Genomic DNA, 19,320 nt, shown 5'->3' with positions numbered 1-19,320 from the left:
TGCAGGTCTGAGAGGTGCCGAGTCGGCAGAAGTGCAGGTCGCTCACCAGCACTTCTGCCGACTCGGGCCCTGTACAGCCCGCACTTCTGCCGACTCGGCCTAGGGGGCGAGGTCGGCGGCGCGGAGTCGGGAGACCGCCTCGGCGAGCACCTCCGGGCGCTTGCAGAACGCCCACCGGACCAGCTGCTGACCAGCACCGGTGTCGTAGAACCCCTGCACCGGAATCGCCACCACGCCGGCCCGCGCGGGCAGGGCGCGGCAGAAGGACATGCCGTCCGGCCAGCCGAGGTGGCTGATGTCGGTGAGCGCGAAATAGGTGCCGTCGGGCACGCTCGCCGGCAGGCCCGCGTCGGCCAGTCCGGCGCAGAGCTGGTCGCGCCGCTCCCGCAGCTCGTTCGCGAGCGCGGCAGGCCAGTCCGGCGCCTGGGTCAGGGCGTACGCCGCGGCGGGCTGCAGCGGCGCGCCCGAGGTGAACGTCAGCCACTGTTTCGCGGCCAGCACGGCGCCCACCAGATGCGCCGGGCCGACCGCCCAGCCGACCTTCCAGCCGGTGAGCGAGTAGGACTTGCCGATCGAGGAGATGGTCAGGGTGCGCTCCCGCATCCCGGGCAGGGTCGCGAGGGGGACATGGGGAACGCCGAAAGTGAGGTGCTCGTAGACCTCGTCGGTGATCACGGTGAGGTCGTGCTCGACCGCGACCTCGGCGATCGCGTGCAGCTCGGCGGGCGTGAGCACCGTCCCGGTCGGGTTGTGCGGGGTGTTGACCAGCAGGAACCGCGTCCGCGGCGTGACGGCCGCTCGCAGCTCGGCCACGTCGAGACGGAACGACGGCGCACGCAACGTCACCGGACGTCGTACCCCTCCCGCCATCTGCAGCATGGCGACATAGGAGTCGTAGTAGGGCTCCAACAGCACCACCTCGTCGCCGGGCTCGACCAGCCCGAGCAGCGCCCCGGCGATCGCCTCGGTCGCCCCGGTGGTGACGACGACCTCTGCGGCGGGATCCCAGGCGAGTCCGTAGCAGCGGTCCTGATGAGCCGCGATCGCCGCGCGCAGCGCCGGCAGACCGGGCCCGGGCGCGTATTGGTTGGCGCCGGAGGCGAGCGCCGACCGGGCCGCCTCGATGACGTCCGCCGGGCCGTCGGTGTCGGGGAAGCCCTGACCCAGGTTGACCGCGCCGGTGCTGGCGGCCAGCGCCGACATCTCGGTGAAGATCGTCGGTGGGATGCCCTGCAGACGGGAGGCGACGCGGTGTTCGTCCATGGCCCGCTACCGTAGCCCCGTGACCGCCGATCCCGCTCTTGCCGCCGACGTCGACGCCGCCTGCCGTCTCCACGGGGAGTTCACGCTGCGCTCCGGCCAGGTCTCCGACACCTACTTCGACAAGTACCTCTTCGAGGCCCAGCCGGCGCTGCTCGACCGGGTCGCCGAGCAGATGGTCGCGCTGGTCCCGGAGGGCACCGAGCTGCTCGGCGGCCTGGAGCTCGGCGGCGTGCCGATCGCGACGGTCGTCAGCGCGAAGACCGGCATCCCGGTGCTCTTCGTCCGGAAGAAGGCCAAGGAGTACGGCACCGCCAAGCTCGCCGAGGGCCCCGGCTTCGACGGCCGGAGGGTGACCCTGATCGAGGACGTCATCACCTCCGGCGGCGCCGTCCGCGACGCGACGCTGGTGCTCCGCGGGGCCGGCGCGATCATCGAGACCGTGGTCTGCGCCATCGACCGCTCCCCGGAGGGCAACCCGCTCGCCGACCTCGGCCTGGAGATCCGCTCGGTGCTGACCAAGGCCCAGCTCGACGCCACTCAGCGATGAGGGGCCAGCGCCGAGCGATCAGGGGGTCGGGTCGGGGGTCTCCTCCGCCTCGGCCTGGTAGGCCGGCGGCAGGCCCGGGTCGGGCTCGTGGCGCTTGCGGATGAACTCGACGATCAGCACCAGCACGGTGACGCCGAGCAGACCGTAGGTCACCAGGTCGATGTACTTGCCCAGCGACGGGAAGGTCTTGCCCAGCCCGTAGCCGATCAGCGTGATGGAGAGAACCCAGATCAGCGCACCCAGCGCGCTCCAGACGAAGAACCGGCGGCGATCCATCCGGGTCACGCCGGCGACCAGGGTGATGTAGGTGCGCACGAACGGCACGAACCGGCCCGCGACCAGGGCGGAATGGCCGTGCTTCTCGAAGAAGGCGGAGGTCTGGTCGAGGTACTTCCGCTTGATGATCCGGCCGTCACGGTGATAGATCCGCGGGCCGATCCGGGCCCCGATCTCGTAGCCCACGACATTGCCGGCGAACGCTGCTACCACATAGACCGCGAGGGCGAAGAGCAGGTTGGTGAAGTGGCCGCCCGGGATGACGTCGACCTTCCCCTCGGCGATGAACAATCCCATGGCGAAGAGCAGCGTGTCGCCGGGGAGGAACGGGAAGAACAGCCCGCACTCCACGAAGAGCACGATGATCCCGACCCAGAACAGCGCCGTCCCGAAGCGTTCCAGGAGGTAGTCGGGGCTGAGCCACTGGGTGAAGTCGTGGACGGAGATCTGCGCCACGACGGCCGTCAGCTGTGCGAGAAGGTCGGGCAGCACACGATCACCGTACCTGCCCTATGGTCGCGCTGTGGAAAGCAGGGAGCAACGTGCGCCGTACGACCCCATGCCGCACGGGCCGGCGGAGGTCGGCGTCGGACCATGGCAGGGACCGTGGCCGCCCGGCGGTCACTGGGATCCCGAGCTTCTCGAGCACGGCGACCGGCGCAACGTGGTGGACCGCTATCGCTATTGGCGGCTCGACGCGATCGTCGCCGACCTGGACACCCGGCGCCACTCCTACCACGTCGCCATCGAGAACTGGCAGCACGACTTCAACATCGGCACCATCGTGCGCAGTGCCAATGCGTTCCTGGCCGCCGAGGTCCACATCGTCGGCAACCGGCGCTGGAACCGGCGCGGCGCGATGGTGACCGACCGCTACCAGCACCTGCGCCACCACGCCTCGGTGCCGGAGCTCGCCGACTACCTGAGCGAGCGCGACATCGTGCTCTGGGGCATCGACAACCTGCCCGGCTCGTATCACCTGGAGACCGCGACGCTGCCGGAGCGGGTCTGCTTCCTGTTCGGCCAGGAAGGACCGGGCCTGTCCGAGGCCGCTCGCGTGGCCTGCGACGGCACCTTCTCGATCGCGCAGTTCGGCTCGACTCGCTCCATCAACGCCTCGGCCGCCGCCGCGATCGCTATGCACTCCTGGATCCGCCAGCACGCGGACCTCTCCGACACCGGCACCTGGCGCGGCTGACCGGTCACCCGGCGTCGGTAGGCTCCAGCACTGCCCGGAGCGCCGCCAGGCCACGGGCGGTGTGGCTCTTGACGGTGCCCTCGGAGATGCCGAGCTCGGTGGCGGCCTCGGCGACCGACAGCCCCAGCCAGTGCCGCAACAGCACCGTCGCCCGCTGCTGGGCGGGCAGGGCGTGGACCGCGGCGGCCAGGACCGAGCGGTCGTCGTACGTCGTCTGCTCGGCGTCTCGCTCGGGCAACTCGTCGGTGGGGCGCGTACGCCGCCTCGCGCTCGGCCCTCTTCACCGGCCCGGCCCCGCTGTGAGGGTGGCGTCTGACCGGCTCCGCAGCCGACCGAGGTCGTCGGTGCCGGCCGCACCACGGCCGGCGGTCGCTGGGTCGAGCAGCGGTGGGGCCGTCACGTCGGTGCCCGGGTAGAGCCTGGCGATCTGCGCGTCGAGCCAGGCGGTGAAGCCGGTCGTGTCGTCGGGGTCGACGTTGGCGACCGTCGCGAGATGGCCCATCTGGAGCGCGTCGTCCCACCACTGGACCGCCCATTCGACGGAGGTGCCGTCGGTTGCCTGGATCGCCGTCGAGCCGGTCGGGACGAACGACTCGCCCGCCATCGGGCCCGCTGGGAGCACCCCGGGGATCTCGCCGGTGACCTTCCAGCCCCGGGCCAGCTGGAGCTCACCGGTGGTCGCGTCGAAGGTGATGCCGACGGTCGTGGGCGTGCTGCTTGGCGACGGAGCGCTCGACGTGGCCGCCGGCTCGGTCGAGACCTCGGTCGCGAACGAGGTCTCGACGGGCGATGTCGTCGCCGGCAGTGCCGCCCAGCTGAGGGCGGCGAGCGCTACTGCGGCGAGGCCGCCGCCAGCCCCGGTCGCGAGTCGGCGGCGTCGCAGCGCGATGCGGCCACGTGTCAGTGCGGCGGCCTCGTCCCAGCCCCCGGCAGGTGGGGTCGGGATGGCGCGGTCCAGCAGGTCGGTCCAGTCGGTGTCGGTCTCCACGGTGGCTCCTTCGGAAGTCTCACCCGGGGATACGGAGTCTGTCGCGGATCGGTTGTCAGCGAGCCTGCTCATTCCGCTTTGGATCGGTCCAATTCGGGTGGGTCGTGACCCTGCGTCGCACCGCCGTTAGGGTGGCCAGCGCCGACACGATCTGGAGGAGCAGCATGCCCATCGCCACCCCCGAGAAGTACGCCGAGATGCTGGCGACCGCCAAGGAGAAGGGCTTCGCCTTCCCGGCCATCAACGTGACCTCGTCGCAGACGCTCAACGCCGCGCTGGCGGGCTTTGCCGAGGCTGGCTCCGACGGCATCGTGCAGATCTCGACCGGCGGCGCGGAATACCTCTCCGGGCCCACGATCAAGAGCATGGTCGCCGGCTCGGCCGCTTTCGCGGCGTACGCCGCCGAGGTGGCCAAGTCCTACCCAGTCAACATCGCGTTGCACACCGACCACTGCCCCAAGGACAAGCTCGACGGCTTCGTCCGCCCGCTGCTGGCGCTCTCCGCCGAGCGGGTGGCGGGCGGCGGCCTGCCACTGTTCCAGTCGCACATGTGGGACGGCTCGGCGGTGCCGCTGGAGGAGAACCTCCAGATCGCCGCCGAGCTGCTGGCCCTCTCGAAGGCCGCCCACACCGTGCTGGAGATCGAGGTCGGCGTCGTCGGCGGCGAGGAGGACGGCATCGTCGGCGCGATCGACGAGAAGCTCTACTCCACCCCCGAGGACGCCATTGCCACCGCCGAGGCGCTCGGCACCGCCGGCTACCTCACCGCGCTGACCTTCGGCAACGTCCACGGCGTCTACAAGCCCGGCAACGTCAAGCTCCGCCCGGAGATCCTGCGCGAGGCCCAGGAGGCGGTCGCTGCCAAGCTGGGCCTGCCGGCCGGCGCCAAGCCGTTCGACCTGGTCTTCCACGGCGGCTCCGGCTCCTCGGCGGAGGAGATCGCCGCCGCGGTGTCCTACGGCGTGGTGAAGATGAATATCGACACCGACACCCAGTACGCCTTCACCCGGCCCATCGCCGGGTTCATGCTCAGCAACTACGACAAGGTGCTGAAGGTCGACGGCGAGGTCGGCGACAAGAAGTCCTACGACCCGCGCACCTGGGGCAAGGTCGCCGAGGCGTCGATGGCCGCCCGGGTCGTCGAGGCCACCCAGCACCTCGGCTCGGCCGGCCAGGCCATCAAGTAGACCTGGCCGCGCAGCGCGGTCTGGCCAGCACGCGCCAGGGCGCGCCGCGCGGTCAGGAGCCGAAGCCCTGGTGCTCGGGGGCCTCGTAGAAGAGCACGGCGACGAAGCCGACGACCAGGCCGGCCGTTGGCAGGTAGAGCGACTGCGCCATCGCCGTGGCGAAGGCGTCGGCGATGGCGGCCGGGAAGATGTCGACCCCGGTGTTGGGGTTGCCCGCACTGGACAGGCCGTGGGCGGCCAGCCGGCTGTCCATCAGCAGGGCGATGCCGGCCGAGCCGAGCACGGAGCCGACCTGGCGGGTCGCGTTGTAGACGCCGGCGCCGGCGCCGGCCTGCTGCATCGGCAGGTTGCGAGTGGCGGTCGCGGCGTTGGGAGCCCAGATGAAGCTGCTGCCGAGACCCATCACCGCCATCGCGCCGAGCAGCTCGACGGTGGGGGAGTCGGGCGTCATCGCGATCGAGAGCCAGACGAACGACACCACGATGGTCGCGAAGCCGAAGCCCATCAGGATCCGCGGATGGACGCGGTCGGTCAGGCCTCCGACCGGGCGGGCCAGGACCATCGACACCAGCGCCATCGGCACCATCAGCAGAGCCGACGTGGTGGGGCTCATGCCCCGCACCGCCTGCGCGTAGATCATGAAGGGCAGGCTCATGCCGATCACGGAGAAGCCCATCGCGGTGATCGCGACGTTGGACAGCGAGAAGTTGCGGTCGCGGAACAGACCCAGCGGCAGCAGCGGCTCGCCGGTGTTGCGGGCCTGCCACCACAGGAACGCCGCCAGCACGACCAGGCCGGATGCGAGCATGATCCAGATCCAGGCCGCCCAGGACTGCTGGTGACCCTCCTGGATCGCGAAGACGATGCAGAACATCGCCACGCCGCTGAGCGCGACGCCCGGCCAGTCGAACTTGTGCGGGTGGGTCTCCAGCGTCGGCACCGTGCGCAGCGCGAGCAGGAAGCCGATCACGCCGATCGGCACGTTGACGAAGAAGATCCACTCCCAGCCCAGCGCGTCGACCAGGACGCCGCCGAGCAGCGGGCCGACCAGCATGGCGACACCGGCGGTGGCGCCCCACAGCGCCATCGCCTTGCCTCGGCTCGCCTGCGGGAAGATGCGGGTGATGACCGCCATCGTCTGCGGCGTCATCATCGAGGCACCCACGCCCTGCACGGACCGGGCCACGATCAGCATGCCGATCGACCCCGACAGGCCGCACCACAGCGACGCGAGCGTGAAGACGACCAGGCCGATGAGATAGAGCCTGCGCGGGCCGAACCGGTCGCCGAGTCGGCCGGTGATCAGCACCGGCACGGCGTAGGCCAGGAGGTAGGCGCTGGTCACCCAGACCACTTCGTTGACCCCGGCGCGGAGGTCGTCGATGATCGCCGGGGTCGCGACCGAGACGATCGTCATGTCGACCAGGATCATGAAGAAGCCGATGACGAGGGTGCCGAGCGCGCGCCAGGCGTCGCGCTCGGCGAGCGCCGGAGCCGGTGCGGTGGTCTGGGTCATGCGAGAAGTCAACACCCAAGCGCGGACAGTGTCGGTCCCCAGGTCGAGAATGGGTCCATGACCCAACCAGACCTGCTCATGGGGCCGCCGCCGACGTTGCTGCCCGAAGACCCGGCGACGGCCGAGCTCGCCGGTGGCGCCGAGCCCGCCGACGTCGTACGACGCCATCCGGCCTCGCCTGCCGCGTGGGCCGCCCTCGCCACCACCGCCCGCGACGCCGGCGCGGACGACGTGACCGTCTACGCCTACGCCCGAGTCGGCTACCACCGCTCGCTCGACCTGCTGCGCCGCAACGGCTGGAAGGGCCACGGCCCAGTGCCGTGGGAGCACCTGCCCAACCGCGGCTTCCTCACCTGTCTGGCGCTGCTGACGCGCGCTGCCGGAGCCATCGGCGAGACCGAGGAGCAGCAGCGCTGCGCCGCCTTCCTCAAGGACAGCAGCCAGACGGCGTACGACGCCCTGCTGAGTTGAGCGGCCCTCAGCGGGGCGTGAGCAGCCGGCGGATCGTGACCGGCCCCAGCGCGAGGAAGAGCGTCGGCAGCCGGGGGCCGCGGTCGGCGTCGACCAGCAGGTTGTAGAGCAGCTTGAAGAATGCCTTCTGGTCGGCCTTGACCTCGTCGGTCGGCGCGTCGTCGAGGTCAAGGCCGCGACCCAGCTTGGGGGCGCCGTAGATCAGCGAGGTGACCGGCTCCAGCTCGAGGGCCTCGGGCAGTCGGTCGAGCAGCTGGGCCAACCAGCCGCGCTCCTGCTCGGAGAGGTCGGCGAGCCGGGGCGAGGGCTCGGCGCGCACCGTGGTGCGGTCTTCGGCGGGCACGTAGTCGGCCATCCAGTTGGTCGCCCGGTGCAGTCGCGGCTCCAGGTCCTCGATCGAGTCGTGGGGGTAGCCGGACTCGGCCACCACTCGGCTGATCAGCTCGGTCGAGCCGGCGGTCACGTCGGCCACCGACGAGAGCAGCCGGAACGGCACCCGGACCCTCGGCGTGGGCAGCGTGCCGGCGGCGGTGGTCGCCGAGGCCCGCTCGAAGGCGAGCACCTGGGCGTCCCGCTTGGCCGGATCGGCGGCCTTGCGGGTGAGCGAGTCCCACTCGTCGTACAGCCTGACGACCTCGGGCCCGAAGTCGATGTTGAACGCCTGCTTGGGCTGCCGGCGGACGTAGAGCCAGCGCACCATCGGCGCCTCGAGGATCTTCAGCGCGTCCGCGGGGATGGGGACGCCGCCGGTGGAGGAGGACATCTTCTGCATGCCGGCGAAGCCGACGAAGGCGTAGGCGACGTACGACGGCGCGGTGCCGCCGAAGATCTCCGCGACCAGTTCCTTGCCGACCGTGTACGACGACCCCGGGGTGGAGTGGTCGAGCCCACCCGGCTCGAAGTTGACGCCCTCGTAGGCCCAGCGCATCGGCCAGTCGACCTTCCAGACCAGCTTGCCCTCGGACTGGGTGGCCAGGTTGGTGACGCCACTGAAGCCGTCGCTGTCGCAGGTGTAGGCGAGGTCGGTGGTCTCGTCGTCGTACGACGTGATGGTGGTGGTGTCGCGGCCGCACTCGCGGCAGTAGGGCTTGAAGGGGAATCGGCTGGTGTCTTCGTCGGCGGTCACGGAGTCGGCCAGCGCCTCCGCCTCCTGCTCGGACTCGGGCTCGATGACCTTGGTGCGGTAGCGCGCCAGCACCTCCTCGATGCGAGCCCGGTTGCGGACGGCGTGGAGGATCTGGTCCCGGTAGACGCCCGACCGGTAGTGCTCGGTCTGACTGATCTCCTCCATGACCACGCCCATCTCTTGGAGGGCGGCGCGCAGCGGGGCCTTGAAGTGATCGGACCAGCTCGGGTGGCACTCCCACGGGTCGGGAACGGCGGTCAGCGGCCTGCCGATGTGCTCCTTCCATTCCGGGGGAGCGCCGGCCGGGACCTTGCGGTAGCGGTCGTAGTCGTCCCAGGAGTGCAGATGGCGGACCGCGACGCCGCGCCGACGCAGCTCCTCGGCGACGAAGTGAGGAGTCAGGAACTCGCGCAGGTTGCCGAGGTGGATCGGGCCGCTCGGGCTGGCGCCGGAGGCGACGGTGACCGGCCTGTCCTTCGCGCCGACCCGCTCCCAGTGCCGGACGGCGTCGTCGGCGGCGCGGGTCACCCAGTCGGTCGGCTCAGGCATATGCCAAACGCTAGCCGAGTCGGCAGAAGTGCTGGTGTGGGAGGTGCCGAGTCGGCAGAAGTGCTGGTCAGGCGCCTGCACTTCGGCCGACTCGGCGGTTGTGAGACCCGCACTTCTGCCGACTCGCGGGAAGATGGCACTAAAGTGCCAGGTCATGGCCGGCCAACCCACTGACACCTTGCCGACAGCGCTGGGGTTCGGGCGCGGGGCGCTCACCGCGACGGCCGAGGCCGCCGCCGACGCCGAGGCCGCCGCCGACGCCCGGCAGCGACTCGGCGCTCCCGCTGCCGACCCTGGAGAGTTGCGCCGCGTCCTGCTCGAGCAGCTCGCCGGCGGCGCGCAGGACGAGCAGATCGCGCGCCGATTGGGCGTCTCACTGCGCACCGTACGGCGGCGGGTGGCCGACCTGATGACCGAGCTCGGCGCGTCGAGCCGGTTCCAGGCCGGCGTGGAGGCGACCCGCCGAGGCTGGCTCTGAGCACCCGAACCGGTAAGGTTCGGCCAGTGCCAGCGATAGCGATCATCGGTGCCCAGTGGGGCGATGAGGGCAAGGGCAAGGCGACAGACCTGCTCGGCTCGTCGGTCGACTACGTCGTCAAGTTCAACGGCGGCAACAATGCCGGTCACACGGTGGTGATCGGCGAGGAGAAGTACGCCCTCCACCTGCTGCCCTCCGGCATCCTCACTCCCGGCTGCACCCCGGTCATCGGCAACGGCGTCGTCGTCGACCTGGCGGTGCTGTTCGAAGAGATCGACGGCCTCAACGCGCGCGGCGTGGACACCTCCGCGCTGAAGCTGAGCGCCAGCGCCCACGTCATCGCCGACTACAACCGCCAGCTCGACAAGGTCACCGAGCGGTTCCTCGGCTCGCGCCGCATCGGCACCACCGGACGCGGCATCGGCCCGACGTACGCCGACAAGATGAACCGCATCGGCATCCGCATCCAGGACCTCTTCGACGAGAAGATCCTGCGCGGCAAGGTCGAGGGCGCGCTGGAGCTGAAGAACCAGATCCTGACCAAGATCTACAACCGCCGCGGCTTCACCGTCGACGCCGTCGTCGAGGACCTGACGCAGTACGCCGACCGGCTGGCTCCCTACGTCTGCGACACCGGCCTGCTCCTCAACCAGGCGCTCGACCGCGGCGAGACCGTGCTGCTGGAGGCGGGTCAGGCGACGCTGCTCGACGTCGACCATGGCACCTATCCCTTCGTCACGTCCAGCAGCGCGACCGCCGGCGGCGCCTGCACCGGATCCGGCATCCCGCCCACCCGGCTGACCCAGGTCATCGGCATCGTGAAGGCCTACACCACCCGGGTCGGCGAGGGGCCGTTCCCGACCGAGCTGCACGACGACAATGGCGAGTTCCTGCGCAAGCAGGGCTGGGAGTACGGCACCACCACCGGCCGGCCGCGGCGCTGCGGCTGGTTCGACTCGGTGATCGCGCGCTATGCCGCGCGGGTCAACGGCGTCACCGACTTCGTGCTCACCAAGCTCGACGTGCTCACCGGGCTGGAGCAGGTGCCGGTCTGCGTCGCCTACGAGGTCGACGGGGTGCGCCATGACGAGATGCCGGTCAACCAGTCCGACTTCCACCATGCGGTGCCGGTCTACGAGTACCTCCCCGGCTGGTGGGAGGACATCTCCCAGGCGCGCAGCTTCGAGGAGTTGCCCGCCAACGCGCAGGCCTATGTCGAGCGCTGCGAGCAGCTCTCCGGCGCCACGATCTCGGTGATCGGCGTCGGCCCCGGCCGGCACGAGACCGTGGTGCGGCACCCGCTGGTCTGACCCGGCGCCCGGTGAGGACCTCGTCACCCCGGATCCCGCTGCGTAGTCAGTGAACGTGTGGCGGTGGTTGAGGTGAATTCACCGCCAAGCCTTCAGTGGCTGGAGGCGCGGCGTAGGCTCGGCGGCCGTGAAGGTCCTGGTGATCGGCAACGGCGGCCGCGAGCACGCGCTCGCCCTGGCACTCTCCCGCGACCCCGGGGTGAGTGAGGTCCATGCGGCCCCGGGCAACCCGGGCATCGGGGCGGTCGCCACGCTCCACGCGGTGGACCCGCTCGATCCGGCGGCCGTCGCCGCGCTGGCGGCCGACATCGGCGTCGACCTGGTGGTGGTCGGCCCGGAGGCGCCGCTGGTGGCGGGGGTGGCCGACGCGGTACGCGCGGCCGGGGTGCCGGTCTTCGGCCCGAGCCTGGAGGCCGCCCGGCTGGAGGGCTCCAAGGCGTTCGCCAAGGAGGTGATGGCCGCCGCCAGCGTGCCGACCGCCCGCGCGATCACCGCGGAGACGCCCGAGCAGGCGGCGGCCGCGCTGGCCGAGTTCGGTCCGCCGTACGTCGTGAAGGACGACGCCCTCGCCGCCGGCAAGGGCGTCATCGTCACCCGCGACCTGGCCGAGGCGCTCGCCCACGCCGAGACGTGCGGACGAGTCGTGATCGAGGAGTTCCTGGACGGTCCGGAGGTCTCGCTCTTCGCGATCTGCGACGGGCACGGCGCCTACGCGTTGCAGCCGGCGCAGGACTTCAAGCGGATCCTCGACGGTGGTCTCGGTCCGAACACCGGCGGGATGGGCTCCTACAGTCCGCTCACCTGGGCCCGCCCCGACCTCGCGGAGGTGGTGATCGAGCAGGTCGTGTCGCCGACGCTGGCCGAGATGGCGCGGCGGGGTGCGCCCTTCGTCGGCTGTCTCTACGTCGGCCTCGCGCTCACCTCGGCAGGGCCGAAGGTGATCGAGTTCAACGTCCGCTTCGGCGACCCCGACATTCAGCCGGTGCTCGCGCTGCTGGACTCTCCGCTGGGCGCGCTGCTCCATGCCGCCGCCACCGGCAAGCTGGCGACGGAGCCGACCTTCCGCGACGGTGCCTCGGTCACCGTCGTGCTGGCCAGCGCCGGCTATCCCGAGTCCTCTTCGAAGGGCGACGTCATCACCGGTGTCGAGGACGCCGCCGCGGTCGAGAACGTCGACGTCATCCACGCCGGTACGGCGATGGCGGCCGGCCGGCTGGTGACCGCTGGTGGCCGGGTGCTCGCCGTACGCGCCCTCGGGGCCGATGTCGCCGACGCCCGCGCAAGGGCGTACGCCGCGGCCGACCTGATCAGCTTCGACGGGATGCAACGCCGCTCGGACATCGCCGCCGAGCCGCTGGGCGTGGTCGAGGGCGCCTCGCTCACGGGCTAGTGTCGCGCGTCCGAAATCATTGAACGGTTCGCGCACCCGGGCCGCGCCCCTCGCCGCGCCGGCTTCGCTCGACAGCCGCCCGGGATGCCCTCGCTCCGTCGGCTTGCGAGCCACGCACCCCGAGCACGCCAACCGTCCAAGCATTTCGGCCCCGCCCGATGACGACGACCTGCCGGTGGTGGTCGATCTGCGGAGCAACCGGGCGAGGAGCCGGCGGCGGTGAGCATGGGAGGATGAGGCACGTGGTCGTCCCCAACGTGCTCGCCGCCCGCTACGCCTCCCGCGAACTCGCCGAGATCTGGTCGCCCGAGCACAAGATCGTGCTGGAGCGCCGGCTCTGGATCGCCGTGCTCAAGGCCCAGCGCGACCTCGGCATCGAGGTCCCCGACGGGGTGGTCGAGGCCTATGAGGACGTCGTCGACAAGGTCGACCTGGCCGCCATCGCGGCCCGGGAGCGGGTGACCCGGCACGACGTGAAGGCCCGGATCGAGGAGTTCTGCGCGCTCGCCGGTCACGAGCACATCCACAAGGGGATGACCTCCCGCGACCTCACCGAGAACGTCGAGCAGTTGCAGATCCTCTCCTCGCTCCGGCTGGTGCGCGACCGCGCCGTCGCCGCGCTGGCGCGGCTGGGCCGGCTCGCCGCCGAGCACGAGACGACGGTGATGGCGGGAAGGTCGCACAATGTCGCCGCCCAGGCGACCACGCTCGGCAAGCGGTTCGCGACCGTGGCCGACGAGATGCTGGTGGCGCTGGACCGCGTCGAGGGCCTGATCGGGCGCTACCCGCTGCGCGGCATCAAGGGCCCGATGGGCACCGCCCAGGACATGCTGGACCTGCTCGACGGCGACGCCGCGAAGCTCGCGCAGCTGGAGGAGCGGGTCGCGGCGCACCTCGGCTTCGAGCGGGTGCTGACCAGCGTCGGCCAGGTCTATCCGCGCTCGCTCGACTTCGACGTCGTCTCGGCGCTGGTCCAGCTGGTGGCCGGCCCCGCCAACCTGGCCACCACGATCCGGCTGATGGCCGGCAACGAGCTGGTCACCGAGGGGTTCAAGGAGGGCCAGGTCGGCTCCTCGGCGATGCCGCACAAGATGAACTCCCGCTCCGCCGAGCGGGTCAACGGCCTCTCGGTGGTGCTGCGCGGCCACCTGTCGATGGTCTCCGAGCTCGCCGGGGACCAGTGGAACGAGGGCGACGTCTCGGACTCCGTCGTACGGCGGGTGGCGCTGCCGGACGCGTTCTTCGCCACCGACGGGCTGTTCGAGACGTTCCTGACCATCCTCGACGAGTTCGGGGCCTTCCCGGCGGTGATCCAGCGCGAGCTCGACCGCTACCTGCCGTTCCTGGCCACCACCAAGGTGCTGATGGCGGCGGTCCGCAACGGCGTGGGGCGCGAGGCGGCCCACGAGGCGATCAAGGAGAACGCGGTGGCGACCGCCCTCGCCATGCGCGCGGGGGAGACCCCCGACCTGTTCGCCAAGCTCGCCGCCGACCCGCGGCTCGGTCTCACCGCCGCCCAGCTGGAGGGCCTGGTCGCCGAGCCGATCGCCTTCACCGGCGCCGCGGTGGCCCAGGTCCAGGCCGTCGTACGACGGATCGGCGAGGTGGCCGCCGCCCATCCCGAGGCCGCCGCCTACTCGCCCGGGGACATCCTCTGAACGTCGTCACCGTCGCGGCGGTGGTGTTCCGCGACCCCGAGGGCCGGGTGCTGAGCGTTCGCAAGCGCGGCACCGACCGGTTCCTGCTGCCGGGCGGCAAGCTCGAGCCCGGTGAGACGCCGGCTCAGGCTGCCGCGCGCGAGGTGGCCGAGGAGCTCGGCGTCACCGTCGCGCCCGAGGAGCTGACCTTGCTCGGCGCCTTCGAGGCGCCGGCCGCCAACGAGCCCGACCATGTGGTCCGCTCGACGGTGTTCACCTCGACCGTCGCGATCACGCCGGCGGCTGCCGCCGAGATCGAGGAGCTGCGCTGGGCCTCGCTCGAGGAGCTGGCGAGCGACCCGGCCGTTGCCGAGCTGACCAGCAAGCGCGTCGTACCGGCCCTGTTGGCTTCACCCTAGGGCGTGACGTCGAGGACGACCTCGAACTCCAGCAGCTCCGCTCCCGACGCCACCGGCTTGCGCGGCGCCTCGCCCGGCGGCGTCGCGTGGGCGGCCCGGGCGTCGCCATCGCGCCAGGCGGCGAAGGCCTCCTCGGTCTCCCAATGAGTGACCACGAAGTAGCGGCTCTCGCCGGCGACCGGGCGGAGCAGCTGGAAGCCGAGGAAGCCCTGCTGGCCCTCCACCGTCCCGGCGCGGGCGGCAAAGCGCCGTTCGAGCTCCTCGCCAGAGCCCTCGGGGACGGTGATGGCGTTTATTTTCACGACTGACACATCAGTCACCTTAGACGGGGGCCATGACCGAGCCGATCACGGTAACGATCGCCCGTCGGCCAGCTCCGACGGCTGGGACACCAGCCCTCAGCGCGGCTGGTGGCTGGGCCGCTCGCTGGCGGCAGACGATCACCATCTTCCTGGTCTTCTTCCCGGTCAGCGTGATCGCCAACTGGCTGCTCGGGCCGCTGGTGAAGGACTGGCCGCTGCCGCTGCGCGTTCTCGGCGTCATGGTGGTGACGCTGCCGTTCATGACCTACCTCGGCCTGCCCTGGATCACCCGGCAGATGGAGTGGTTCCTGCAGGGGCGGCGCCCGCGCTGGCGTCAGACCAGGGCGTGACCGCCGTGGGTCGCCAGCCTGCGGGCGATCTCGGCGTGGTCGGCGGCGCGGACCTCGGCAGGGCCGGGCGGGAGGATGTCGTCCCAGTCGACGGCGTACGACCCCCGTAGCGCCAGCAATCCCTCAGGGCGACCGAGGAACCACACGTGCAGATGGGCCGCGCCGTCGCCGACACGCCACACGTGGCAGCGCGCGATCTCGGGCAGGCTCTCGACGATCCGGCCGAGTCGGACGCTGAGCACGCCGAGCTCGGCGGCCATGTCCTCCCCCAGGTCGGGAAGGTCCAGGTGCTCCTTCGGCTCCAGGAAGAGCACGATCGGCAGCCCGCTCGGCTCGGGATGCGGCTTGACCCGCCAGCGCTCGTTCTCCCAGATCACGCCCGCGACCTCGGGCGCGCACAGGAAGCAGTCAGCGGGGTCCTCGCCCTTCCGTGGCGGCTCCGGCGCCAGCGCCGCCAGCACCTTCGGCACGATCGCGCCGTCGAGCGCCTCCCAGGGGAAGGTCTCCCACTCGGTCACCGAGGTGGCCGGCAGTCGGCCGCCCTCGCCGACCTGGGCGACGACTCGGGCGTAGATCTCTTCGGCTGACTCGGCCATGGGGTCACCTTGTCATCCAGGTCTCAAATGCCAAAGTGAACCGGAACGGTCGACTATCATTCGACGTCATGACCGTCAGTGCCCTTCCCCTGCTGCCCTCCTACGACGGTGCCGAGGTCGTCGTACCCGCTCCCGGAGACGGCCCCGGCAACTGGGCCGGCGCGGCGTCGGCCACGCTGGTCGACGGGATCTTCTGGCTGACCTGGCGCAACCGTCGGCCGCTCGTGGATGGCCGTGGCGTCACGGTCTCGGTGGCTCGCTCCGCCGACGGGATCGCCTTCGAGACCGTGGCCGAGGTGAGCCGCGAGCAGTTCGACTGCGAGTCGCTGGAACGCCCGGTGCTCGTCGCGCTGCCCGAAGGGGGCTGGCGGCTCTACCTTTCCTGCGCGACGTGGAACTCCAAGCACTGGTGGGTGGACAGCCTCACCGCTGCCACGCCGGACCAGCTCTCGCAAGGGGTACGACGGACCGTGCTGGCCGGCGACGAGCGCACCGCGGTCAAGGACCCGGTGATCACTGTCGGCGAGAGCGGCTGGGAGATGTGGCTGTGCTGCCACCCGCTCACCGATCCCGGCCACGAGGACCGGATGACGACCCGTCGGCTGACCAGCGCCGACGGGCTGGCGTGGGTCGACCGTGGGGTGGCCCTCTCGGGCCGACCGGGGGAGTGGGACGCGCGTGGTGCCCGCGTCGCCACGCCGTTGGGTGACGGGCTGTTCCTCTACGACGGTCGTGCCGATGCCGCCTCCAACTGGTTCGAGACCACGGGCGTCGCCCGCTGGGATGGTGCCCGGCTGGTGGCCGACGAGACGGTCCCGCCGATCGCCTCGCCCCACTCCGACGGTGCCTTCCGCTACGCCAGCGCGGTGCCCCTGCCCGACGGCCACACCAGGTTCTACGTCGAGGCCGCCCGCCCCGACGGCGCCCACGACCTGATCACCCTCCTCCGCTGAGCAGGCCCAAACTGACACCCCAAACCCGGTGAGCAGCCCCAAACTGACACCCCAAACCCGGTGAGCAGCCCCAAACTGACACCCAAAACGGGGTGACCGGACGCAAACTGACCTGCGCTCAGAAGACCGCGTAGGTCCCCCTGCTGAGTAAGAACCCTCCCTGGTCGCTCCGGCTGACGCAGGTGACGCCGATCTCCTCCACGGCGCACCAGGTGTCCCGGGTCATGGCAACCTCTCCGTAGGAGAGGGTCGGCGCGCCGGGCTGGCGAATGGTGTCGGAGTTGCAGATCGGCGAGGCCACCCCGCTGGACATCTCGATGCGACCAACGCGCCGCGATGCGGGCGAGCGCCTCCCGGTAGTCGTTCGGCGGCGTCAGCAGGTCGACGCCGCTGGTCGTTGGGGAGGTCGGGGTCGGACTGGGATCTGTGGGCGTGGGCGACGCCGGGCTCGTGGTGGTGTCCGGGGAATCGGTTGCCGAAGCGGTCACGGTGACGGTGACCGGAGACGGGTCCCGCTGGGAGTCGTCGGCGGAGGAGTCGCAGGCGGCGAGCACAAGCAGCGCGGCCAGCACGGGCGAGTGTCTCCCGAGCCGCGTCGCGTCCGGATTACACCATGCGGTCGTCGGTGCTCGCGAGGAGCAACCTGCCAGGTCAGTTTGCGCCTGCTCACCGGGGTTGGGGTGTCAGTTTGCGCCTGCTCACCGGGTCTTGAGTGTCAGTTTGCGCCTGCTCACCCCGGGGAGCGCTCGACGAACGAGCCCCGGCTGGCGGGAGAGAGCCAGACCGAGTAGTCGTCGCCGGTGAGCTCCTGAAGCAGCGCGATGTCCTCGGCGAAGGCGGGCAGCAGCGCGTCGCGCTGTTCCGGGGTCAGCCGCGGCCGCTGGTCGTCAGCGGCGGACCGTAACAGCGGCCGCAGGTAGGGCTCGGCGGCGCGCCACATCTGGGGCCGGGCGAACTGACCGAGCAGGGCGCCACCGCGGATCACCGGCCCGAAGACGGTCGGCCGCCAGCCGGGCGCCACGAACGCCCTGGAGTTGTCGCGCGGGATCGAGGACACCAGACCGGTCGCGACGCCGAGGAACGAGCAGGCCCGGTCCACCGCGCCGGCCGGGTCGTCGACCAGCTCGCGGTAGCGCATCACCAGCACCTGCTCGCGGGGGATCAGCGAGTAGAGGTGCGCCAGCTGCTCGCCGTACAGGCCCAGCGAGCGGTAGCGCCAGAACGGCGCGTACCCCGCCGCGACCCGCGACGGCTCGAGGCGGAAGGCCGACATGAAGTCGGCGATCGGCTCCAGTCCGTCGCACCACAGGTGCATCCAGTTGCTGTAGGCACGATCGATCGGATCGCGCACCACGGCGATGACCTTGACCCCGGGCAGCGACGCCGCGATGCGCCGGTGCGCGCCGCGCGACCAGAGGTAGAACGGCGTCGACTCGCCGCGCACCTGGTCCTCGCGAGCCGGCGCCCACAGTGCCTCGTAGTCCGACCGCCGCCACAGCCATTCCCGCTGCGAGTGCCGGTCGCCCGGCCCGCCGTAGTGCGGCGGCGGCGCGTCGTCGCAGAGCCAGTACTTCGGCTCCTTCGGGGAGCACATGAAGATCTCGGGGTGCTGGGAGAGCGCGGCGTGCAGCGCCGTCGTACCGGCCTTGGGAGCCCCGGCGATGAGGAAGTCGGGTTGTGGAGATCTGGTCACGGCACTCCGTTCAATGTGGCGTGAGTCAGTCTACTTAATGAGGATCAAGAGGGCACTATCGTGACAATCGTGTTGAACATCCCCCCGGCTCCCGACGTACCCGGCGCGCGCCACCTCCATTCCGGCAAGGTCCGCGACCTCTACGAGCTCACCGAGGGCCCGTACGCCGGCGAGCTGCTGATGGTCGCCTCCGACCGCATCTCCGCGTTCGACTACGTCTTCGACACCACCATCCCGGACAAAGGCGAGATCCTCACCCGGCTGAGCCTGTGGTGGTTCGAGCGGCTCGACGACCTCGTCGCCACGCATGTGCTTTCCACCGACGTGCCGGACGTGGTCGAGGGTCGCGCGGTGATCGCGAAGAGGCTGCAGATGTTCCCGGTCGAGTGTGTCGCGCGCGGCTATCTCACCGGCTCCGGCCTGAGGGAGTACGACGCCACGGGGGAGGTGTGCGGGATCCCGCTGCCGGCCGGACTCGTCGACGGCAGCCGACTGCCCAGCCCGATCTTCACGCCGGCGACCAAGGCCGAGCTCGGCGACCATGACGAGAACGTCAGCTATCAGCATGTCGCCGAGCAGATCGGCGACGGCGACGCCGGCGAGCTGTGCCGGCTCACCCTGGCGGTCTACGAGCGTGCCGACGAGATCGCCCGCGGCGCCGGGCTGATCCTGGCCGACACCAAGTTCGAGTTCGGCGCCCGTCACGACGATCTCGGCACCCGCGCGATCGTGCTCGCCGACGAGGTGCTGACCCCTGACTCGAGCCGCTACTGGGATGCCACCACGTGGACGCCCGGACGGGCGCAGCCGTCGTTCGACAAGGACGTCATCCGGCGCTGGCTGCTCAGCCCCGAGTCCGGCTGGGACCGGGGGAGCGGCGCCAACCCGCCGCCGCTCCCGGCCGAGATCATCGAGAGGACCCGGGAGCGCTACGTCGAGGCGTTCGAGCGGCTGACCGGCACCTCCTTCTGAGCCGAGTCGGCAGAAGTGCTGGTCTGAGAGCCGCCGAGTCGGCAGAAGTGCAGGTGCGCGCCCGCACTTCTGCCGACTCGGACTCCTGTGGACTCGCAC

General features: G+C 71.0%; 22 protein-coding genes. 12 read left to right on the top strand and 10 right to left on the bottom strand.

Features of this window, described 5'->3' with window-relative positions; all coding sequences use genetic code 11:
* Positions 1–99: 99 nt before the first annotated feature.
* Positions 100–1,263 (bottom strand): pyridoxal phosphate-dependent aminotransferase, encoded by a 1,164-nt coding sequence (locus tag QM595_RS10645; protein WP_415171523.1) that lies wholly within the window; start codon positions 1,261–1,263, stop codon positions 100–102.
* Between the two features lie 19 nt (positions 1,264–1,282).
* Between QM595_RS10645 and pyrE the strand changes: the two genes are divergently transcribed.
* A complete protein-coding gene (gene pyrE / locus QM595_RS10640) occupies positions 1,283–1,810 on the top strand; it encodes an orotate phosphoribosyltransferase (RefSeq protein WP_415171522.1) in 528 nt (175 codons plus the stop codon).
* An 18-nt stretch (positions 1,811–1,828) separates the two neighbouring features.
* Here pyrE and QM595_RS10635 read toward each other — a convergent pair whose 3' ends face one another.
* Complete coding sequence (locus QM595_RS10635; RefSeq protein WP_415171521.1) at positions 1,829–2,578, bottom strand: DedA family protein; 750 nt, start codon at positions 2,576–2,578, stop codon at positions 1,829–1,831.
* Positions 2,579–2,645: 67 nt separating this feature from the next.
* On the opposite strand from QM595_RS10635, the gene QM595_RS10630 reads away from it, so the two are divergent.
* A complete protein-coding gene (locus tag QM595_RS10630; RefSeq protein WP_415171524.1) occupies positions 2,646–3,284 on the top strand; it encodes a TrmH family RNA methyltransferase in 639 nt (212 codons plus the stop codon).
* Between the two features lie 4 nt (positions 3,285–3,288).
* Here the strand turns inward: QM595_RS10630 and QM595_RS10625 are convergent, their stop codons facing one another.
* Both QM595_RS10625 and QM595_RS10620 read right to left on the bottom strand, forming a co-directional pair.
* The gene (locus QM595_RS10625; protein WP_415171520.1) at positions 3,289–3,522 is read right to left on the bottom strand and encodes an RNA polymerase sigma factor; all 234 of its coding nucleotides are present in this window, start codon (positions 3,520–3,522) and stop codon (positions 3,289–3,291) included.
* Positions 3,523–3,564: 42 nt separating this feature from the next.
* Positions 3,565–4,272, bottom strand: a complete 708-nt coding sequence (locus tag QM595_RS10620; protein WP_415171519.1) for a hypothetical protein — start codon at positions 4,270–4,272, stop codon at positions 3,565–3,567.
* A gap of 164 nt (positions 4,273–4,436) precedes the next feature.
* Here QM595_RS10620 and fbaA point away from each other — a divergent pair, with 164 nt between their 5' ends.
* Positions 4,437–5,459 carry a class II fructose-bisphosphate aldolase gene (fbaA, locus tag QM595_RS10615; protein ID WP_415171518.1) on the top strand — a complete coding sequence of 341 codons (1,023 nt, stop codon included), beginning with the start codon at positions 4,437–4,439 and terminating at the stop codon, positions 5,457–5,459.
* Positions 5,460–5,511: 52 nt separating this feature from the next.
* Here the strand turns inward: fbaA and QM595_RS10610 are convergent, their stop codons facing one another.
* A complete protein-coding gene (locus QM595_RS10610) occupies positions 5,512–7,143 on the bottom strand; it encodes a DHA2 family efflux MFS transporter permease subunit (protein ID WP_415171517.1) in 1,632 nt (543 codons plus the stop codon).
* Here QM595_RS10610 and QM595_RS10605 point away from each other — a divergent pair.
* Positions 7,033–7,446, top strand: a complete 414-nt coding sequence (locus QM595_RS10605) for a DUF3151 domain-containing protein (protein WP_415171516.1) — start codon at positions 7,033–7,035, stop codon at positions 7,444–7,446. The genes QM595_RS10610 and QM595_RS10605 overlap by 111 nt on opposite strands.
* A 7-nt stretch (positions 7,447–7,453) precedes the next feature.
* On the opposite strand, the gene lysS is transcribed toward QM595_RS10605, so the two are convergent.
* Positions 7,454–9,121 (bottom strand): lysine--tRNA ligase, encoded by a 1,668-nt coding sequence (gene lysS / locus QM595_RS10600; RefSeq protein WP_415171515.1) that lies wholly within the window; start codon positions 9,119–9,121, stop codon positions 7,454–7,456.
* A gap of 154 nt (positions 9,122–9,275) precedes the next feature.
* Here lysS and QM595_RS10595 point away from each other — a divergent pair, with 154 nt between their 5' ends.
* The 5 genes from QM595_RS10595 to QM595_RS10575 all read left to right on the top strand — a co-directional run bounded on the left by QM595_RS10595 (position 9,276) and on the right by QM595_RS10575 (position 14,355).
* Entirely contained in the window at positions 9,276–9,599 is a 324-nt protein-coding gene (locus QM595_RS10595) for a LuxR C-terminal-related transcriptional regulator (RefSeq protein ID WP_415171514.1), read from the top strand.
* A gap of 26 nt (positions 9,600–9,625) precedes the next feature.
* Complete coding sequence (locus QM595_RS10590) at positions 9,626–10,909, top strand: adenylosuccinate synthase (RefSeq protein ID WP_415171513.1); 1,284 nt, start codon at positions 9,626–9,628, stop codon at positions 10,907–10,909.
* A 127-nt stretch (positions 10,910–11,036) separates the two neighbouring features.
* Positions 11,037–12,299: a phosphoribosylamine--glycine ligase gene (gene purD, locus QM595_RS10585; RefSeq protein WP_415171512.1), complete on the top strand. Its 1,263-nt coding sequence runs from the start codon at positions 11,037–11,039 to the stop codon at positions 12,297–12,299.
* Between the two features lie 233 nt (positions 12,300–12,532).
* Entirely contained in the window at positions 12,533–13,957 is a 1,425-nt protein-coding gene (purB, locus tag QM595_RS10580; protein WP_415171511.1) for an adenylosuccinate lyase, read from the top strand.
* A gap of 20 nt (positions 13,958–13,977) precedes the next feature.
* Entirely contained in the window at positions 13,978–14,355 is a 378-nt protein-coding gene (locus QM595_RS10575; RefSeq protein WP_415171510.1) for an NUDIX hydrolase, read from the top strand.
* Here the strand turns inward: QM595_RS10575 and QM595_RS10570 are convergent.
* Positions 14,352–14,666, bottom strand: coding sequence for an antibiotic biosynthesis monooxygenase family protein (locus tag QM595_RS10570; protein ID WP_415171509.1), 315 nt, complete (start codon positions 14,664–14,666; stop codon positions 14,352–14,354). The two genes, QM595_RS10575 and QM595_RS10570, sit on opposite strands and share 4 nt — an antisense overlap.
* A gap of 23 nt (positions 14,667–14,689) precedes the next feature.
* Here QM595_RS10570 and QM595_RS10565 point away from each other — a divergent pair, with 23 nt between their 5' ends.
* Positions 14,690–15,007 carry a hypothetical protein gene (locus tag QM595_RS10565; protein ID WP_415171508.1) on the top strand — a complete coding sequence of 106 codons (318 nt, stop codon included), beginning with the start codon at positions 14,690–14,692 and terminating at the stop codon, positions 15,005–15,007.
* On the opposite strand, the gene QM595_RS10560 is transcribed toward QM595_RS10565, so the two are convergent.
* On the bottom strand, positions 14,992–15,603 hold the full coding sequence (locus QM595_RS10560) for a hypothetical protein (protein WP_415171507.1): 612 nt from the start codon (positions 15,601–15,603) through the stop codon (positions 14,992–14,994). The genes QM595_RS10565 and QM595_RS10560 overlap by 16 nt on opposite strands.
* 68 nt (positions 15,604–15,671) lie before the next feature.
* Here QM595_RS10560 and QM595_RS10555 point away from each other — a divergent pair, with 68 nt between their 5' ends.
* The gene (locus QM595_RS10555) at positions 15,672–16,556 is read left to right on the top strand and encodes a hypothetical protein (protein ID WP_415171506.1); all 885 of its coding nucleotides are present in this window, start codon (positions 15,672–15,674) and stop codon (positions 16,554–16,556) included.
* Positions 16,557–16,674: 118 nt separating this feature from the next.
* Here QM595_RS10555 and QM595_RS10550 read toward each other — a convergent pair whose 3' ends face one another.
* Both QM595_RS10550 and QM595_RS10545 read right to left on the bottom strand, forming a co-directional pair.
* The gene (locus tag QM595_RS10550; protein WP_415171505.1) at positions 16,675–16,869 is read right to left on the bottom strand and encodes a hypothetical protein; all 195 of its coding nucleotides are present in this window, start codon (positions 16,867–16,869) and stop codon (positions 16,675–16,677) included.
* A gap of 417 nt (positions 16,870–17,286) precedes the next feature.
* On the bottom strand, positions 17,287–18,249 hold the full coding sequence (locus tag QM595_RS10545; protein WP_415171504.1) for a sulfotransferase family protein: 963 nt from the start codon (positions 18,247–18,249) through the stop codon (positions 17,287–17,289).
* Between the two features lie 69 nt (positions 18,250–18,318).
* Between QM595_RS10545 and QM595_RS10540 the strand changes: the two genes are divergently transcribed.
* Positions 18,319–19,221 carry a phosphoribosylaminoimidazolesuccinocarboxamide synthase gene (locus QM595_RS10540; protein ID WP_415171503.1) on the top strand — a complete coding sequence of 301 codons (903 nt, stop codon included), beginning with the start codon at positions 18,319–18,321 and terminating at the stop codon, positions 19,219–19,221.
* Positions 19,222–19,320: the final 99 nt, after the last annotated feature.

Origin of the sequence: Nocardioides sp., assembly GCF_047607185.1 — a bacterium.
Lineage (GTDB): Bacteria > Actinomycetota > Actinomycetes > Propionibacteriales > Nocardioidaceae > Nocardioides.
Note: the sequence above shows the minus strand (reverse complement) of the source record. Positions and strands in the feature narration are given on the sequence as shown.

Coding starts and splice junctions, on each gene's coding strand:
- QM595_RS10555 (WP_415171506.1), top strand. CDS start 15,672: ATGACCGTCAGTGCCCTTCCCCTGCTGCCCTCCTACGACGGTGCCGAG.
- lysS (WP_415171515.1), bottom strand. CDS start 9,121: ATGCCTGAGCCGACCGACTGGGTGACCCGCGCCGCCGACGACGCCGTC.
- QM595_RS10560 (WP_415171507.1), bottom strand. CDS start 15,603: ATGGCCGAGTCAGCCGAAGAGATCTACGCCCGAGTCGTCGCCCAGGTC.
- QM595_RS10550 (WP_415171505.1), bottom strand. CDS start 16,869: ATGTCCAGCGGGGTGGCCTCGCCGATCTGCAACTCCGACACCATTCGC.
- QM595_RS10565 (WP_415171508.1), top strand. CDS start 14,690: ATGACCGAGCCGATCACGGTAACGATCGCCCGTCGGCCAGCTCCGACG.
- QM595_RS10610 (WP_415171517.1), bottom strand. CDS start 7,143: ATGGCGTCGTACGACGTCGGCGGGCTCGGCGCCACCGGCGAGCTCGGC.
- fbaA (WP_415171518.1), top strand. CDS start 4,437: ATGCCCATCGCCACCCCCGAGAAGTACGCCGAGATGCTGGCGACCGCC.
- QM595_RS10595 (WP_415171514.1), top strand. CDS start 9,276: ATGGCCGGCCAACCCACTGACACCTTGCCGACAGCGCTGGGGTTCGGG.
- QM595_RS10645 (WP_415171523.1), bottom strand. CDS start 1,263: ATGGACGAACACCGCGTCGCCTCCCGTCTGCAGGGCATCCCACCGACG.
- purB (WP_415171511.1), top strand. CDS start 12,533: ATGAGGCACGTGGTCGTCCCCAACGTGCTCGCCGCCCGCTACGCCTCC.
- QM595_RS10605 (WP_415171516.1), top strand. CDS start 7,033: ATGACCCAACCAGACCTGCTCATGGGGCCGCCGCCGACGTTGCTGCCC.
- QM595_RS10630 (WP_415171524.1), top strand. CDS start 2,646: ATGCCGCACGGGCCGGCGGAGGTCGGCGTCGGACCATGGCAGGGACCG.